This window comes from Phytopseudomonas dryadis, from assembly GCF_004327355.1.
GTDB classification, from domain to species: domain Bacteria; phylum Pseudomonadota; class Gammaproteobacteria; order Pseudomonadales; family Pseudomonadaceae; genus Aquipseudomonas; species Aquipseudomonas dryadis.
The window spans coordinates 281,019-298,123 of the sequence record NZ_QJUM01000002.1; the positions used below are offsets into that span (position 1 = coordinate 281,019).

General features: G+C 66.6%; 12 protein-coding genes and 1 pseudogene. 11 read left to right on the plus strand and 2 right to left on the minus strand.

The genetic code is table 11. The annotated features are described in order from the left end of the window. Window positions 1–9 precede the first annotated feature (9 nt). Window positions 10–729, minus strand: a complete 720-nt coding sequence (gene pcaH, locus DNK34_RS02790; protein WP_131177544.1) for a protocatechuate 3,4-dioxygenase subunit beta — start codon at window positions 727–729, stop codon at window positions 10–12. 444 nt (window positions 730–1,173) lie between these two features. Continuing rightward, the gene (gene pcaQ / locus DNK34_RS02795) at window positions 1,174–2,103 is read right to left on the minus strand and encodes a pca operon transcription factor PcaQ (protein ID WP_131177545.1); all 930 of its coding nucleotides are present in this window, start codon (window positions 2,101–2,103) and stop codon (window positions 1,174–1,176) included. Window positions 2,104–2,863: 760 nt separating this feature from the next. Between pcaQ and glgA the strand changes: the two genes are divergently transcribed. The 11 genes and pseudogenes from glgA to DNK34_RS25550 all read left to right on the plus strand — a co-directional run. Further along, on the plus strand, window positions 2,864–4,402 hold the full coding sequence (glgA, locus tag DNK34_RS02800) for a glycogen synthase GlgA (protein WP_131177546.1): 1,539 nt from the start codon (window positions 2,864–2,866) through the stop codon (window positions 4,400–4,402). Then, window positions 4,402–6,153, plus strand: a complete 1,752-nt coding sequence (treZ, locus tag DNK34_RS02805; protein ID WP_131177547.1) for a malto-oligosyltrehalose trehalohydrolase — start codon at window positions 4,402–4,404, stop codon at window positions 6,151–6,153. The genes glgA and treZ overlap by 1 nt, the downstream gene beginning before the upstream one ends. Next, window positions 6,150–8,231, plus strand: a complete 2,082-nt coding sequence (gene malQ, locus DNK34_RS02810; protein WP_131177548.1) for a 4-alpha-glucanotransferase — start codon at window positions 6,150–6,152, stop codon at window positions 8,229–8,231. Before treZ ends, malQ begins: the two co-directional genes overlap by 4 nt. Then, complete coding sequence (locus tag DNK34_RS02815) at window positions 8,224–11,022, plus strand: malto-oligosyltrehalose synthase (protein WP_131177549.1); 2,799 nt, start codon at window positions 8,224–8,226, stop codon at window positions 11,020–11,022. The genes malQ and DNK34_RS02815 overlap by 8 nt, the downstream gene beginning before the upstream one ends. Before the next feature lie 2 nt (window positions 11,023–11,024). After that, on the plus strand, window positions 11,025–11,336 hold the full coding sequence (locus tag DNK34_RS02820) for a DUF2934 domain-containing protein (RefSeq protein ID WP_131177550.1): 312 nt from the start codon (window positions 11,025–11,027) through the stop codon (window positions 11,334–11,336). A 27-nt stretch (window positions 11,337–11,363) separates the two neighbouring features. Beyond that, entirely contained in the window at window positions 11,364–13,508 is a 2,145-nt protein-coding gene (gene glgX / locus DNK34_RS02825) for a glycogen debranching protein GlgX (RefSeq protein WP_131177551.1), read from the plus strand. Further along, window positions 13,508–14,590, plus strand: coding sequence for an acyl-CoA dehydrogenase family protein (locus DNK34_RS02830; RefSeq protein ID WP_207390836.1), 1,083 nt, complete (start codon window positions 13,508–13,510; stop codon window positions 14,588–14,590). Before glgX ends, DNK34_RS02830 begins: the two co-directional genes overlap by 1 nt. Beyond that, window positions 14,587–15,345 carry a PIG-L deacetylase family protein gene (locus DNK34_RS02835; protein WP_131177552.1) on the plus strand — a complete coding sequence of 253 codons (759 nt, stop codon included), beginning with the start codon at window positions 14,587–14,589 and terminating at the stop codon, window positions 15,343–15,345. Before DNK34_RS02830 ends, DNK34_RS02835 begins: the two co-directional genes overlap by 4 nt. Beyond that, the gene (locus tag DNK34_RS02840) at window positions 15,342–15,968 is read left to right on the plus strand and encodes a class I SAM-dependent methyltransferase (protein ID WP_131177553.1); all 627 of its coding nucleotides are present in this window, start codon (window positions 15,342–15,344) and stop codon (window positions 15,966–15,968) included. The genes DNK34_RS02835 and DNK34_RS02840 overlap by 4 nt, the downstream gene beginning before the upstream one ends. After that, window positions 15,965–16,615, plus strand: a complete 651-nt coding sequence (locus tag DNK34_RS02845; protein WP_131177554.1) for a glycosyltransferase family 2 protein — start codon at window positions 15,965–15,967, stop codon at window positions 16,613–16,615. Before DNK34_RS02840 ends, DNK34_RS02845 begins: the two co-directional genes overlap by 4 nt. A 290-nt stretch (window positions 16,616–16,905) precedes the next feature. Further along, window positions 16,906–17,105, plus strand: a pseudogene (locus DNK34_RS25550) (IS110 family transposase); the annotation flags it as partial.

Below are 17,105 nucleotides of genomic sequence, written 5' to 3' on the forward strand. Positions count from 1 at the left end.
GGGCGCTCCTCAGCAGTTCTCGAAGTGGGTCTTGCGCTGGCCGCGCAGCACGATGTCGAAACGGTAGGCCAGGCAGTCCATGGGATTGGCCATGCTCATGTCGAGCCTGGCGATCAGCGTCTGTACCGCATCGGGGCTGGCGATGGACTTGACGATGGGGCACAGCGGGATCAGCGGATCCCCTTCGAAGTACAGCTGGGTGATCAGTCTGGTCGAGATCGACGGGCCACTGATGGAGAAGTGGATATGCGCGGGGCGCCAGTCGTTGGGGCCATTGCGCCATGGGTAAGGCCCGGGCTTGACGGTGCGGAAGCTGTAGTGGCCTTCGCTGTCGGTGAGGGTACGTCCCACGCCGCCGAAATTCGGATCCAGCGGCGCCAGGTAACGGTCGTTCTTGTGTCGGTAACGGCCACCGGCGTTGGCCTGCCACATCTCCACGAAGGTGTGCGGAATCGGCTTGCCGTACTGATCCATGACCCGACCGCAGACGATGATGCGCTCGCCCACCGGCAAGCCGCCATTGTTGAAGTTGAGCAGCAGGTCGTTGTCGTGGCGGCCCATTTTCAGGTGGGTGAAATCCGGCCCGGTGGTTTCCGAGAGGGATTGCCCGATGCTCACCAGCGCCTGGCGCGGCGAGCGCGCGATGGACGTCTTGTAGTCGGGGGTGAAGGCCTTGGGGTGCCAGTTGCGATCACGGATGACGAAACGGCTGTTGTCCTCAATAGGCATGGGACGCTCCTGTTTATTGAAATTGTGGAGTCGACCTGTCGAGCAGGCTGTGTCGGCCATTTTCGGGTAAACGCGGCTGCCGGCCTATTGAAAATAAGCCGCACAAACATAACCAAATGGTTATGAAAAGCACAGCACCACGAACCGACGACCTTGAAGATCCGGATCGGCGTAGCAGCCAATAAGCTTCAAGCTAAAGACGCAGGCAGGCGTAGGGTGGACAACGCTCTTTTTGTCCACCATTGCAATGGCAGGGCGGTGGACGGATGGAGCGTCGTCCACCCTGCAACTCTGGATAACGCCTGCTGGGTACGGCAGGCCGAGTGCTTGCTCAAAGGCGGAAGCGGCCGTTCGTAGGATGGGTGCAACCCATCGGCAATTGATGGGTTTCACCCATCCTACAGGCTTGAAGCTTGAGGCTTGCAGCTTATGGCTGCTATCGCCTTACTGAAGACGCTCGCGGTACTCCACCGCCAGCTCGCGCAGCGTCTCGCAGCACCAGTGGGCGGCCAGGGACAGGGGCAGCGTGGCGTTGCTGCAGATGCCCACCGAACCGCCGGGCTCGCGAATGCCCAGGGACAGTTCGGCCAGTTCGCCGCTGTGCAGATTCAGGCGTACCGCATCCAGCGGCGCCACCCACAGCGCATCGCTGCATTGCACGTAGCGCCGGCTCAGCGCCGGCGACAGGGTTTCCAGGCGCTGACGCGGCTGCGCGACGCCACACTGGACGAACAGGCTGTCGGCATAGCGGCGGATGGTGGTGCCCGCCAATGGCAGCACCAGCGGGTAGTCGCCGAGCTGGCCGAGGGCCTCGATACCCAGCGCCAGCAGCGGATGCCCCGGCCTGACCACCAGGGTCATGGACTCGCTGTACAGGTGCTCGAAGCTCAGCCCCTGGATCTCCGGGCTGTCGGTCATGCGCCCGACCACCAGATCCAGTTCGCCGACGCGCAACTGCGCCAGCAGATAAGCGCTCGGCCCGGTGGCGACACTCACCACCAAGGCCCCATGGCGCTGGTGCAGGCGGCGCACCACCTCGGGCATCAACAGGCTCTCCACGGTCGACAATACGCCCACCCTGACCTGGCCACCCTCATGCTCGGCGCCACGCAGGCTCGCCACGCCATCGCGCAGGGCCTGCACGCAGGGGCCGGCATAACGCATGAACGCCAGCCCCGCCGTGGTCAGGCTGACGCCGCTCTTGCCGCGTTCGAACAACGACGCGGCCAGGATCGTCTCCAGTTCCTTGAGCGTCTTCGACACCGCGGGCTGGCTCACGGCCAGGGCGTCGGCCGCCCCGGCGAAGCTGCGCTGGCGGGCGATCTCGAGAAAGCAGACCAGATGGCGGAATTTGATGCGGGTATCGATATTCATGGATGCAGCCCGGTGATGACACGGATGACCGTCGCCTGGAGAGCGACGGCAGGCACAGTAGCAGATTGCAAGACGGCACCCGGTATGGGCGCAAGCCACATCACCCGGGAAAGTCGTTCGTTATATTCGACAGGCGGATGTTTTAAACAGCACCCGTGCAACTAATTTCCCCCGGCGCCGGCATGGCAAAGTTGCCCACTAAGGTGCGACTCAGGACGAAGTTCCGCAGCGGCAACTTTCGAACTTGAATAAACGTTCAAGTTAAATTGCCATCGCCACCCAAGTGCCAGCACGAACCATTCAAACGGTAGTTTGAACAGCGCCTGCCCATGACACTTTTCGTCGCACTCGCCCAGCGCTTCGAACGCCGATGCCCTGCGCTGACGACCGCCTGTCGCCCCGCGGCCTGCAAGGGCTTGGCCCTGGCTTTGCCTTTTACTCGCGGAGTTATTGAAAGGCAGATGAAAGCACCGGTGAAGCGGGATTTTCGCAGGAAAAAAATGGCCACTTCCACCCCGGTGGCAGAAGAGACTCCTCAGCGCTGCCATTCATACCCAGGGCTCGCGGACAGCTAATAAAAAAGTCGAAACTTCTACGCGCGGGCTCAGGTCATGAAGTAGGTGGGAATCATCAACCAGAAAGTCAGCTATTCCTCCTGCCCAACTGGGTTTATCCGGGGAAACAATGCGGCGTATTCCCCTATGCGGTAATCGAGCGAAGCAATTGCCTAGCAAAGGAAAAAGGTCAATAGGAGGATGGTATGGGAAACGCGGTCGCGGCCACACGGTTTGATCAATCGGCCTCTGTAGTCACTTCGCTCAAACCTCGACCCAATGTAAAGAACCTGCATGCGGTCAAGAAGAAGATCCTGTTCGTCACCCCCGAACTCGCCGACCTGATCAAGGTGGGCGGACTGGGTGACGTGTCGGCGTCGTTGCCACGCGCGCTCAGCGCCGACCACGACATCCGCGTGCTGATCCCCGGTTACCGCCAGGTGCTGGAAAGCGGCCACCCCATCCGCGAGGTCGGCCGGATTCCCGGCCACGCCGCCCTGCCCGACTGCCGCATCGGCTGCATGACCCTGCCCGATGGCCTGATCGTCTACGTGCTGCTCTGCCCCGAACTCTACGAACGCGATGGCACCCCCTACGGCGACAGCCATGGCCGCGACTGGCAGGACAACCATATCCGCTTCGCCCGCCTGGGCCTGGCCGCCGCGGAAATCGCCGCCGGCACCGCCTGCATCAACTGGTGCCCCGAGCTGGTCCACGCCAACGACTGGCCGGCCGCCCTGACCTCCGCCTACATGTCCTGGCGCGGCCTGGACACACCCTCGGTGTTCACCATTCACAACCTGGCCTACCAGGGCCTGTGCGGCCTGGAATGCAGCCCGGAACTGGGCCTGCCGTCATCCGCCTGCGGTCACCAGGGCATGGAGTTCTACGGCAAGCTGTCGTTCCTCAAGGCCGGCCTGGTGTACTCCGACCATGTCACCACGGTGAGTGCCAACTACGCCCGCGAGATCACCACCGAAGCCTTCGGCTGCGGCCTGGAAGGCATGCTCCAGTTCAAGGTGCGGCTCAACCAGCTGAGCGGCATCCCCAACGGCATCGACGAGAGCTGGAACCCGCTGACCGACCCGCACCTGGTACGCGCCTTCGGCGCCAACGACTGGCAGGGCAAGCGCGCCAACACCCGCCACGTCGAGCAGATGTTCGGCCTGGAACCCGGCGACGGCCCGCTGTTCGCCGTGGTATCGCGCCTGGTCCAGCAGAAAGGCATCGACCTGACCCTGCAGATCGCCGATCGCATCGTCGCCGAAGGCGGCCGCATCGCCATCATCGGCTGCGGCGAGGAACACCTGGAACAGGCCGTGCGCGAACTGGCCCAGCGTCACCCGGGGCGGATCGGCGCCAACGTCGGCTTCAACGAGGCCGACGCCCGCTGCATGTTCGCCGGCAGCGACTTCCTGCTGATGCCGTCACGCTTCGAACCCTGCGGCCTCAGCCAGATGTATGCCCAGTGCTTCGCCTCGCTGCCCATCGCCCGGGCCACCGGCGGTCTGGCCGACACCATCGAGGATGGCGTGACCGGCTTCCTGTTCCGCGAAGCCAATGCCGATAGCTACCTGGAGGCCGTCCTGCGGGCGATGTCGGTATACCGCAACGCGGATCTGCTCAATGCCATGCGCAACAAGGCCATGACCTCGCCGCTGTACTGGCGGCAGTCGGTGCAACCCTACGCGGCACTGTACAAGAGCCTGATGGCGGCGAAAAAATCGGGTGGGCAACTGGCGTGATGGCGGAAAGACCTCGACGACACGGTGCCTGGCTGGACGAGCATGGCCACACCCACTTCGCCCTCTGGGCGCCTGACGCCCGTACGGTGGCGGTCCAACTCGAAGGCGGCGAGCGCCATGCCATGGCGCCAGCGCCGGACGGCTGGTTCGCCACCCGGCTGGCGCTGGAGGCCGGCAGCGCTTACCGCTACCTGATCGATGAACGGCTGCTGGTGCCCGACCCGGCGTCACGCAGCCAGGTCGACGACGTGCATGGGCCGAGTCGCGTGGACGACCCACGCGCCCATGTCTGGCGCAGCGACCACTGGCAGGGCCGGCCCTGGCACGAAACGGTGCTCTACGAATTGCATGTCGGCAGCCTGGGCGGCTATGCCGGCGTCGAAGCCCGCTTGCCCGCGCTGCGCGAACTCGGCGTCACCGCCATCGAGCTGATGCCGCTCGGCGAGTTCCCCGGTGGCCGCAACTGGGGCTACGACGGGGTACTGCCCTTCGCCCCGGACTCTTCGTATGGCAGCCCCGCGCAGCTGCGCCAGTTGATCGACAGTGCCCACCAGTTGGGCCTGATGGTGTTCGTCGACGTGGTCTACAACCATTTCGGCCCCGACGGCAACTACCTGGGGCAGTACGCCAGCGACTTCTTCCGCGAGGATGTGCATACGCCCTGGGGCCCGGCCATCGATTTCCGCCGTCGCGAAGTGCGCGACTTCTTCATCGAGAACGCCCTGATGTGGGTACTCGATTACCGCATCGACGGCTTGCGCCTGGATGCCGTGCACGCCATCGGCGAATGCGATTTCCTGCTGGAGCTGGCCGGCCGCCTGCACGCCGCCGTGCCCGCCTCACGCCACCTGCACCTGGTGCTGGAGAACGAGAACAACGACGCCGATCTGCTGCAGCGCGGCTTCGTCGCGCAGTGGAACGACGATGGCCACAACGTGCTGCATCACCTGCTCACGGGCGAAGCCGAAGGCTACTACGCCGACTTCGCCGAGGACGCCACCCACAAGCTGGCGCGCTGCCTGCAGGAAGGCTTCATCTATCAGGGCGAAACCACCCGCCACGGTACGCCACGGGGCCGCGTCAGCGCGCACCTGCCGCCAACCGCCTTCGTGCTGTTTCTGCAGAACCATGATCAGGTGGGCAACCGTGCCCTCGGCGATCGCCTGCTGGGCCTGAGCGATGTCGACGCGCTGAAGAGCGCCACCGCCCTGATGCTGCTCTGCCCGATGATCCCCCTGCTGTTCATGGGCGAGGAATGGGGCTGCGAGCAACCGTTCCAGTTCTTCACCTCGCACAACGAGGAACTGGGCGAAGCCGTGCGCAAGGGCCGGCAGAACGAGTTCCGCGAGTTCTCCCTGTTCGCCGGCCAGGATATCCCGCCGCCCAACGCACCCGGCACCTTCCACGCCTCGAGCCCGGATCACGCCGCCCGCGACAGCGCCTGCGGCCAGCAATGGCTGGCGTTCTACGGCGAGCTGCTGCGCCTGCGCCAACGCCACCTGGTTCCCCACCTGCCCGGCGCTCGCGCGGAGGCGGCACGGGTGCTGGCTCCCGGCGCGGTCAGCGCCCGCTGGACCCTGGGTAACGGCCAGAGTCTGCGTATCGACCTCAACCTCGCTGCCGCCCCGGTCGCCATCGAGCCCCTCGCCGAACAGGCGCAGCGGCTGTTCGCCCATGGCCTGCCGGATCGATCCAACCCGCAACAACTGCCACCGCGCAGCGTGCTGGTCAGCCTGGAGGCCGGCGTATGAGCGATCGCCTGCTGGCCGAACTGACCCATGCGGCGGGCCTGAGCATCGACTGGATCGATGCCGACGGCAATGCCCAGGCCGTGACGCCGGAAGCCCAGCGCCGTCTGCTCGAAGCGCTCGGCCATGCCGCCCAGAGTCCGCAACAGATCCAGCACAGCCTCGAACATCTGCACGAACAGCGACGCAGCGCGGCCCTCGGCCCGCTGCTGACCCTGGAACAACACGAAAAGCTGTCCCTGGCCAGGCATTTTCCGGCGGGCAGCGCATTCGTCCTGAACCTGGAAAACGGCGGACGTATCGAGGCGCATCTGGATGACGAAGGCCGCCTGCCCGCCCTCGACGGCTGCGGCTACCACCAGTTGCTGATCGGCGATCGCCAAGTGACCCTGGCCGTGGCGCCGCAGGCCTGCCCGAGCGTCGCCCAGTTGAGCGGCCGCAGCCATGCCCGCATCTGGGGCCTCACCGCCCAGCTCTACTCCCTGCGCCGCCCCCACGATGGCGGCCTGGGCGACACCGAAGCGCTGCAGGCACTGGTGCGCAGCGCTGCCGGCAAAGGCGCCGATGCCCTGGCGATCAGCCCGGTGCACGCCATGTTCAGCGCCAACAGCCATAACTACAGCCCCTACTCGCCGTCCAGCCGGCTGTTCTTCAATGTGCTGCACGCCGCGCCGGGCAGCGTGCTCGGCGAACCCATGCTGCACCAGGCGATCCACGCCTGCGGCCTGCGCGAGGAACTGGCCCGCCTGGAGTCGCTGGAGCTGATCGACTGGCCCGCGGTGGCCGATAGCCGCCAGCGTATCCTGCGCCACCTGCATGCAGCGTTCATCCAGGCCCCCCATCCGCTACGCGGCGATTTCGAGGCCTTTCGCCGCGAAGGCGGCGATGCCCTGCTGCAGCACTGCCGCTTCGAAGCCCTGCATGGCTTCATGAGCCGCAACGACCTGCCCCAGGACTGGCGCGTATGGCCCGAACAGTACCGTGACCCGGGCAACGACGCCGTGCGCCAGTTCTGCGCCGGCCACGAACATGAGATCGACTACCACGCCTTCGCCCAGTGGCTGATCGCCCGCGGCCTGGATCGCGCGCAGAGCAGCGCCCGCGAAGCCGGCATGGCCATCGGCCTGATCGCCGACCTGGCGGTGGGCGCCGATGCCGCGGGCAGCCAGGGCTGGTCGCGCCAGGCCGAGATGCTGCAGGCGGTCGGCATTGGCGCGCCCCCGGACATCCTCAACCGTTCCGGACAGAGCTGGGGGGTTTCCGCGTTCTCGCCCCAGGGCCTGCAAGAGCATGGCTTTCGCGCCTACATCGAGATGCTGCGGGCCAATCTGGCCCACGCCGGCGGCATCCGCATCGACCACGTGATGAGCCTCAAGCGCCTGTGGATCATCCCCCAGGGCGAAGCCTCCGAGGCCGGGGCCTACCTCAATTACCCCTTCCAGGATCTGTTGCGCCTGCTCTGCCTGGAGGCGCAGCGCAACCGCGCCCTGGTGATCGGCGAAGACCTCGGCACGGTGCCCGACGGGCTGCGCGAGGAACTGGCGCGGCGCAACATCCTCGGCATGCGCGTGCTGCTGTTCGAACACAACCACAGCGGCTTCATCGCCCCGCAACACTGGCCGCGCGACGCCCTCGCCACGACCACCACCCATGACCTGCCGAGCATCCGTGGCTGGCTGGGTTCGCGGGACATCCACTGGCGCCAGGCCGCGGGCCATCGCTCCGACGACCACACACAGAAGGACCATGCCTTGCGCGCCCACGAAACCCAGGCCCTGCGCCAGGCCCTGCAGCATCATGGGCATCTGCACGAGCAGGACAGCGACGAGGAGGAAAGACAGCTCGACGCCAGTATCGCCTTCATCGGCCACACACCGGCGCCGCTGGTGCTGTTGCCGCTGGAAGACGCCATGGCCGTGCACGAACAGCCCAACCTGCCCGGCCCCGGCCACGAGCACCCCAACTGGCGGCGGCGCTGGGCCGAGCGCGCCGACCGGATGCTCGACCAGCCCGCCGTGAGCCAGCGCCTGCAGCGCCTGCAACAGGCCCGTCGGGAAGCCGAGGAGCGCTATCATGACTGAGCTGCGCGCGACCGTGCGCCTGCAGTTTCACCGCGATTTCACCCTCGATGACGCGGTGCCGCTGGTGGACTACTTCGCCCGGCTGGGTATCAGCCATCTCTATGCCTCGCCGCTGCTCACCGCGCGTCCGGGCTCGATGCATGGCTACGACGTGGTCGATCCGACCCGCATCAACCCCGAACTCGGCGGCGAGCGCGCCCTGCAACGCCTGGTCGCGGCCCTTCGCGAGCGCGGCATGGGCCTGATTCTGGACATCGTGTCCAACCACATGGCCGTGGGCGGCAACGCCAATCCCTGGTGGCTGGACGTGCTGGAATGGGGCGTCAGCAGTCGCTACGCCTCGTTCTTCGATATCCACTGGCAGTCCCACGATCCCCTGCTCAAGGGCCAGCTGCTGCTGCCCTTCCTGCGCAGCGACTACGGCGAAGTGCTCGGCGCCGGGGAAATCGAGCTGCACCTCGACGCCCGCCGCGGCACCCTGTACGCCAGCCACTACGACCACCACTTTCCGCTCAACCCGGCCAGCTACGGCGACGTGCTGCAGTACTCCGGGCATGCAGCCCTGCAGGCCCTTGGCGCGCGCTTCGCCGCCCTCGACGACAGCCCGGCCGGCCAGCAGCAGGCGCGCCGCCTGAGCCACGAGCTGGCCGAACTGGCCGCCACGGCGCCGCAAGCCATCGAGCGCGCCATCGCCTACCTGCGCCCAGCCGATGCCCAGGATCTGCAGCGCCTGCACCAGTTGCTCGAGCGCCAGCACTACCGCCTGGCCAGCTGGCGTACCGCGGCGGACGACATCAACTGGCGGCGCTTCTTCGACATCAACGAGCTGGGCGGCCTGCAGGTCGAGCGCCACGCGGTGTTCGAAGCCACCCACGCGAAGATCTTCGAGCTGATCGAAAACGGCCTGGTCGACGGCCTGCGCATCGACCACGTCGACGGCCTGGCCAATCCGCGGGCGTACTGCCGCAAGCTGCGGCGGCGTGTCGAGCGCCTGCTGGACAAGCGTCCGGCGGCGCTGCAAGGCGCGCACTTCCCCATCTTCGTCGAGAAGATCCTCGGCGAAGACGAACAGTTGCCCACTGACTGGGGCGTCGATGGCACCACCGGCTACGAGTTCATGAACCAGGTGTCGCTGTTGCAGCACGCGCCCGCCGGCGAAGCCATCCTGGCGCAGCTGTGGAGCGAGACCAGCGGCCGCAGCGCCGACTTCATGGACGAGGTGCGCCAGGCCCGGCAACTGGTGCTGACCACCGCCCTGGCCGGCGATCTGGAAGCCCTGGCCCAGGGCCTGTTGCGGGTCGCCCGTGACGCCATCGCCACCCGCGACCTGACCCTGGGGGCCATCCGTCGCGCCCTGCTGGAGCTGATCGTGCACTTCCCGGTGTACCGCACCTACGCCAGTGCCTGCGGGCGCAACGACGCCGATCGGGCGGTCTTCGCCCGGGCCCTGGAGGGCGCGCGCAGCACCCTGGCCGAAAGCGACTGGCCCCTGCTCGAACACCTCGAGCGCTGGCTCGGCGGCCAGGCCCTGCGCCAGTTGCCGCCGGGGCAACCGCGCAAGCTGTGGCGCAAGATGCTCGAACGTTTCCAGCAACTGACCTCGCCGGCCGCGGCCAAGGCCGTGGAAGACACCGCCTGCTACCGCAGCGCGGTGCTGCTGTCGCGCAATGACGTCGGTTTCGACCCGCAACGCTTCAGTGCAACGCCGGCGCAATTCCATCAGGACTGCCTGCAGCGCGCCCGCCTGTTCCCCGGCAACCTGCTGACCACCGCCACCCACGACCACAAACGCGGCGAGGACACCCGCGCACGCATCGCCGTGCTCAGCGAGCGTGCCGACTGGTTCGCCGAGCGCTGCCGGCACTGGCGCGAACTCGCCGCGCCGCTGCGCCGGGAACTGGAAGACGGCCTGGCGCCCTCGCCCGGCGACGAGCTGATGCTGTTCCAGATCCTCCTCGGCAGCTGGCCGCTGACGTTGCGCGCCGATGATCGCGAAGGGCTGCGAGTCTTTGCCGAACGCCTCGGCGCCTGGCAGGAAAAGGCCGTGCGCGAGGCCAAGCTGCGCAGTACCTGGGGCACGCCCAACGCGGCCTACGAGCGCGCCTGTGGCGACTACCTCGAGCAGTTGCTCAACGCCGAGCAGGGCCGCGAGCTGCGCGGCGAACTGGCCGCCGCCGCGCTGCGCATCGCGCCCGCCGGCGCCTTGAACGGGCTGGCCCAGTGCCTGCTGCGCATGAGCGTGCCCGGCGTGCCCGACCTGTACCAGGGCTGCGAATGGTGGGACTGGAGCCTGGTCGACCCGGACAACCGCCGCCCGGTGGATTTCGCCGCGCGCCAGGCGGCGCTGGACGGCGCCGCCGCGCTCGGCGAGTGCCTGGCCAGTTGGCAGGACGGGCGCATCAAGCAGGCGCTGATCGCCGCCACCCTGGGCGTACGCGCCCGCCACAGCGCGCTGTTCGCCAAAGGCGACTACCAGCCACTGCCGGTGTCGGGGCGCCATGCCGACCAGGTGCTGGCGTTCGCTCGCAGCCATGGCGACGAGCATCTGCTGGTGGTGGTGCCGCGCCTGAGCGATGCCTTGCTGGCCGATAGCCGCCAGCCACTGATTCCCTCCGACCGATGGGGCGACACTCGCATCGCCCTGCCCGCTGCCCTGCTTGCCCGGCGCCTCGACAGCGCCTTCTGCCCGTCCGCCGTGCCGGTGCACGACAGCCATGTCGCCCTCGCCGACGTGTTGCGGGATGTTCCCGTCAACCTGCTGTTCTCCAACCCTTTTCACCAGGAGCCGTAGCCATGAGCGCCAACGAACAACGCATCCGCGAATTCGCCTATCAGATCTGGGAATCCGAAGGGAAACCCGAAGGCCAGGCCAAACGCCATTGGGAAATGGCGCGCAAGCTCGCCGAATCGGAACAGACGCCACCGCCCAAGGCCCCGGCCAAGCGTACCAGCAAGGCCAAGGCGCCCGCCGCCGAACCGGCGGTGAGCAAGAGCAAGACCAGCAAGCCCGCCAAGGCGGCGGCCGACCAGGAAAAGCCGGCGCTGCTCAAGCCCAAGGCCCCGGCCAAAGCCAACCAACCCGCCGTGAAGAAACCCAAGGCGTGATCCGCCTGTACTGAGGAGCTGCCCGCCATGAGTCAACCACGCTCACGTATTACCGAAGGTCAGCCCTTTCCGCTGGGGGCGACCTGGGACGGTCTGGGCGTCAATTTCGCGCTGTTCTCCGCCCATGCCACCAAGGTCGAGCTGTGCCTGTTCGATGCCGAGGGCAAGCAGGAGATCGAGCGCATCGAGCTGCCGGAATACACCGATGAGATCTGGCACGGCTACCTGCCCGACGCCCACCCCGGGCAGGTCTACGGCTACCGGGTGCATGGCCCCTACGAACCGGAAGCGGGACACCGTTTCAACCCCAACAAACTGCTGATCGACCCCTATGCCAAGCAACTGGTCGGCAAGCTGAAATGGTCCGAGGCGCTATTCGGCTACGAGATCGGCCATCCGGACGGCGACCTCAGCTTCGACAAGCGCGACAGCGCGCCCTTCGTGCCCAAGAGCAAGGTCATCGACCCGGCCTATACCTGGGGCAGGCACCGCAGCGAGCGCGTGGCGTGGGACAAGACGGTGCTCTACGAAGCCCACCTGCGCGGCCTGACCATGCGTCATCCGGCCGTGCCGGAGGAAAAACGCGGGACCTTCGCCGGCCTGATGAACGCCGAGGTGATCAGGCACATTCGCAAGCTCGGGGTGTCCTCGGTCGAGCTGCTGCCCGTGCATGCCTTCGTCAACGACCAGCATCTGCTGGAAAAGGGCATGAACAACTACTGGGGCTACAACAGCATCGCCTTCTTCGCCCCCCACCCGCACTACCTGGCCAGCGGTCACATCAACGAATTCAAGGAAATGGCCGCGCACCTGCACGATGCCGGCCTGGAGCTGATCCTCGATGTGGTCTACAACCACACCGCAGAGGGCAACGAACTGGGCCCGACCCTGTCCATGCGCGGCATCGACAACGCCAGTTACTACCGCCTGATGCCCGACGACAAGCGCTTCTACATCAACGATTCGGGCACCGGCAACACCCTGGACCTGAGCCACCCCTGCGTGCTGCAGATGGTCACCGACTCGCTGCGCTACTGGGCCACGGAAATGGGCGCCGACGGTTTCCGTTTCGACCTCGCGACCATCCTCGCCCGCGCCCACGACGGCTACGACGAGCGCCACAGCTTCCTCGTCGCCTGTCGCCAGGACCCGGTGCTGAGCAAGGTCAAGCTGATCGCCGAGCCCTGGGACTGCGGCCCCGGCGGCTATCAGGTGGGCGGTTTCCCGCCGGGCTGGGCGGAGTGGAACGACAAGTTCCGCGACAACGTGCGCGCCTTCTGGAAAGGCGACGAGGGGCAACTGGCCGAGCTGGCCAGCCGCCTGACCGCCTCGGGCGACCTGTACAACCAGCGTGGCCGCCGGCCGTTCACCTCGGTCAACTTCGTCACCGCCCACGACGGCTTCACCCTCAACGACCTGGTCTCGTACAACGACAAGCACAACGAGGACAACGACGAGAACAACCAGGACGGCAGCAACAACAACCTGTCCTGGAACCATGGCGTGGAAGGCCCCAGCGACGATCCCGAGATCGTCGAGCTGCGCTTCCGCCAGATGCGCAACTTCATGGCCACCCTGCTGCTGTCCCAGGGCACCCCGATGCTGGTGGCCGGCGACGAGTTCGCCCGTACCCAGCACGGCAACAACAATGCCTATTGCCAGGACAGCGAGATCGGCTGGATCGACTGGAACCTCGGCGAGCAGGGCAAGCAGTTGCAGGCCTTCGTCACGCGCCTGATCGAACTGCGCATGAGCTATCCCATCCTGCGCCGGGGGCGCTTCTTCGTCGGCGCCTACAACGAGGAGCTGGGGGTCAAGGACGTAACCTGGCTGTCGCCCAACGGCGAGGAGATGACCGAGGAGAACTGGCACGATCCCCACGCCCGTTGCCTGGGCATGCTGCTCGACGGCCGCGCGCAGCCGACCGGCATCCGCCGCAGCGGTGCCGATGCCACCCTGCTACTGGTGATCAACGCCCACCACGACGTGGTCAACTTCCGTATGCCGGAGGTGGCCCAGGGTAGCCACTGGACGTGCCTGCTCGACACCAACCGCGCCAACAACGAGGAACACGAAGACACCTTCGCCTTCGGCAGCGAGTTCACCGTTACCCATCGCTCGCTGCTGCTGTTCGAACTGAACAAGGAAAAAACGGCCGGGAGCGATTCCTGATGTCGCGCGGCGACGGCGCGAAGGCTGAGCGTCCTGGGTGGCAGGCCGTGCCCAGCGGCGGCTTTTCCCTGGAACAGCTGGCCGCGACACTGGCCAGCCAGTCCCTGCCCGCGCCCGTCACCCCAACGGCGCTGGCGGGCATCATGGACGTGCTGTGCCGGGCGGGTCTCGATCGCCTGCCGCTGCCGGGAGCGGGCCAGACCCTGCTGCGCTGGCAGGCCCTGGCCCGGGTCGCGGCCTTCGACCTGAGCCTGTGCAAGCTCTACGAAGGCCATACCGATGCCCTGGCGATCATCCAGGAATGGGCCGCGGAGGCACCGCCAACCGGCAGTACCTGGGGCATGTGGGCAGCCGAACCGCCCCAGGCGAAGGTGACCCTGAACGCCCAGCAGGCCGATGGCAGCGTGCGCCTGCAAGGGCGCAAGGCCTGGTGTTCCGGTGCGGCGGTGGTCAGCCACGCGCTGCTCACCGCCTGGAACCCGGCCGGCGAGCAGCAACTGGTGGCCGTGGCCCTCGACCAGCCCGGGGTGCAGGTCACCACCCAGGGCTGGCAGGCAGTGGGCATGGCGGCCACGCAAAGCGTCGAGGTGCTGTTCGACGGCGCCCACGGGCAACGGCTCGGCCCTCCCGGCGGCTACCTCGCGCGGCCGGGCTTCTGGCATGGCGGCGGCGGTATCGCCGCCTGCTGGTATGGCTCGGCCCAGGCCATCGGCGAAGCCTTGCGGCAGCATTGCGGCCGCCGCGAAGACAGCCACGCCCAGGCTCACCTGGGCGCCGTGGATTGCGCGCTGCAGAGTGCCGCCAGCCTGCTGCGCGCCACGGCCCAGTGGATCGACCAGCAGCCCGAGGGCGACGCCCAGTTGCCCGTACGCCGCGTGCGCGCCCAGTGCGAAGCAAGCGCCGAACAGGTGATCCGCCACGTCGGCCGGGCCCTCGGCGCCCTGCCCTATTGCCGTGAGGCCTACCTGGCCCGCCACCTGACCGACCTGCCGGTCTACCTGCGGCAAAGCCACGCCGAACGCGACCTCGCGGCGCTGGGTGCATTGACGACACAAGAACGACAAGGGAGCTGGATGCTATGAGAGCCAATCCGATCATTGGCAGCGGGACGTCGTTACAAGCCTGGAACAGCTCGAACCACCTCGGCGAGGTCGATGCGATCAGTTGCGCGCAACTGGTATCGCCACACGCCCGGGCGGTGATCGTCTCGCCGCACCCGGACGACGAAATCCTCGGTTGCGGCGGCCTGTTGCAACTGCTGGCCCGCGAACAACGGCAGATCCTGCTGATTTCGGTGACCGATGGCAGCGCCAGCCACAAGGGCTCGCGCTACTGGACGCCACAGCGGCTGAGCGTCGTGCGCCCGCAGGAAAGCGCCGATGCCCTGAAGCGCCTCGGCCTGCCCCTCAACGAGATGAAGTGGGTACACGGCGGCTTCACCGACACCGCCGTGAGCGATCAGGAAAACCAACTGCAGGCCTTTCTGCTGACCTACCTGCAGCCCAGCGACGTGGTCTTCACCACCTGGTGCGAGGACGGCCACGGCGACCATGAAGCGGTAGGCCGCGCCAGCCTGGCGGCGGCACGCCAGGTCGGCGCCACGGTGCACGAGATACCGGTCTGGACCTGGCACTGGGCAAGCCCGGAAGACCCGCGCATTCCCTGGCAACGGGCCCGCAAACTGCACCTGGACAAATGGATGCTGGCGCGTAAACGGCATGCCGTGCAGGCTTTCGCCAGCCAGCTGTACCGCGACCCGGATACCGGCCAGGAGCCGGTGCTCTCCAGTGTCACCCTCGAACGCCTGCTGCAACCGTTCGAGGTGGTCTTCCTATGAGCGTCGCCGACAACTACTTCGACAAGCTGTACAAGGCCAGCCAGGACCCCTGGTCGTTCCGCGAGCGCTGGTACGAACAGCGCAAGCGCAACCTGACCCTTGCCGCCCTGACCCGCAGCCACTACGGCAGCATTTTCGAGCCCGGTTGCGCCACCGGCGAACTCAGCGCGAAGCTGGCCGAACGCTGCAGCCAGTTGCTCTGTAGCGATACCTCGGCCATCGCCCTGGAGCTGGCGCAGAAGCGCCTGGCCAACAAATCCAACGTGCGCTTCGTGCAGACCCGCCTACCGGAACAGTGGCCGCCAGGCCGTTTCGACCTGATCGTCATCAGTGAGCTGGCCTACTACCTCGACAGCGAGGATCTGGCCACCCTGATCGCGAAAGCGCGTGGCGCCCTTGCCGAGGGCGGCAGCCTGCTCGCCTGCCATTGGCGCTGGCCCATCGAAGACTGCCCGCTGACCGGCGACCAGGTGCACCAGGCATTGCACGAACAACTGCAACTGCCACGCCTGCTGCGCCATGAAGACAGCGACCTGCTGCTGGAACTGTGGAGCACCGACCCGACCTCGGTCGGCCAGCGCGAAGGGCTGACGCCACGGAACGATGAAGGACAGTCGTCATGATCGGTATCGTCATCCCGGCGCACAATGAAGAACTGTTTCTCGACGACTGCCTGGAATCGGTACTCGCCGCGGCCGGGCACGGCGACCTCACGCTGGCGGTACGGATCCTGGTGGTGCTCGACGACTGCAGTGACGGTTCCGCGGCCGTGGCGGCCAACTATCCGGTCGAAACGCTGGCGCTGCAAGCGCGCAACGTCGGTATCGCCCGGGCCACGGGTGTCGACTGGTTGCTGCGCCAGGGCGCGACCTGGATCGCCTGCACCGACGCCGACAGCCAGGTGGCGGCGGACTGGCTGAGCAGCCAGTTGGCCCTGAATGCCGATGTGGTCTGTGGCACGGTACAGGTCGCCGACTGGGGCGATATCCAGGCCGAGGTCCAGGCCCGCTATCAACGCCACTATCACGCCGATGACGGCCATCGCCACATCCATGGCGCCAACCTCGCCTTCAGCGCCGATGCCTATCGCCACGCTGGCGGCTTCAGCCCCCTGCCGGTCGATGAAGACGTGCAGCTGGTGCGCGCCTTCGAGCGCAATGGCGCCCGCATCGCCTGGAGCACCGCGCCGCGGGTGACCACCAGTGCGCGCCTGGAATGCCGGGCCAGCGGCGGCTTCGGCGACTACCTCAAGTCATTGCTGCAGGGCTGAACGCGCCCCACAAATCCCGCTTCGCGCCGAGGGCGACGCTCCTTGTATGTTGAGCTTATCTGTCAACAACCATGACGGAAGCAGTTACCGGGGAGGCCGTTCGCTCCTGGAGGCACCTTGCGTGACCTCGCCTGTAGAGTGGCCCCCCGCCTCATTACCACTACGTGGAGTATCCCGAAGCCGGACTCGCAAGAGTGGCGGACTTCGCATCACAAGGTTGTAGCGGTAAAGAAGTGCGAGGTCGGGGAACCGGTGACCATTGTTACCTATCACGCAGTTGAGGTGAACCCGTGAGCGATTATGTAGGCATCGATGTCGGCGCCAAGTCAGTTGTAATGTGCATACGGCGTGCTGGCCGTACCCCCCCTATCCAGGAGTTCCGACAAACTCCAGAGGGGCACCTGGCTTTGATCAAGAAGCTGGGGCAGCAGGTCGCCTGTGTGGTACTCGAGGCAACCGGGATTTATTACCTGGACTTGGCAGTGGCCCT

Bases quoted from the DNA above. Each gene is read 5' to 3' on its own strand.
- pcaH (WP_131177544.1), bottom strand. From the start codon at position 729: ATGCCTATTGAGGACAACAGCCGTTTCGTCATCCGTGATCGCAACTGG.
- DNK34_RS02845 (WP_131177554.1), top strand. From the start codon at position 15,965: ATGATCGGTATCGTCATCCCGGCGCACAATGAAGAACTGTTTCTCGAC.
- malQ (WP_131177548.1), top strand. From the start codon at position 6,150: ATGAGCGATCGCCTGCTGGCCGAACTGACCCATGCGGCGGGCCTGAGC.
- glgA (WP_131177546.1), top strand. From the start codon at position 2,864: ATGGGAAACGCGGTCGCGGCCACACGGTTTGATCAATCGGCCTCTGTA.
- treZ (WP_131177547.1), top strand. From the start codon at position 4,402: ATGGCGGAAAGACCTCGACGACACGGTGCCTGGCTGGACGAGCATGGC.
- DNK34_RS02830 (WP_207390836.1), top strand. From the start codon at position 13,508: ATGTCGCGCGGCGACGGCGCGAAGGCTGAGCGTCCTGGGTGGCAGGCC.
- pcaQ (WP_131177545.1), bottom strand. From the start codon at position 2,103: ATGAATATCGATACCCGCATCAAATTCCGCCATCTGGTCTGCTTTCTC.
- DNK34_RS02815 (WP_131177549.1), top strand. From the start codon at position 8,224: ATGACTGAGCTGCGCGCGACCGTGCGCCTGCAGTTTCACCGCGATTTC.
- DNK34_RS02840 (WP_131177553.1), top strand. From the start codon at position 15,342: ATGAGCGTCGCCGACAACTACTTCGACAAGCTGTACAAGGCCAGCCAG.
- glgX (WP_131177551.1), top strand. From the start codon at position 11,364: ATGAGTCAACCACGCTCACGTATTACCGAAGGTCAGCCCTTTCCGCTG.
- DNK34_RS02835 (WP_131177552.1), top strand. From the start codon at position 14,587: ATGAGAGCCAATCCGATCATTGGCAGCGGGACGTCGTTACAAGCCTGG.
- DNK34_RS02820 (WP_131177550.1), top strand. From the start codon at position 11,025: ATGAGCGCCAACGAACAACGCATCCGCGAATTCGCCTATCAGATCTGG.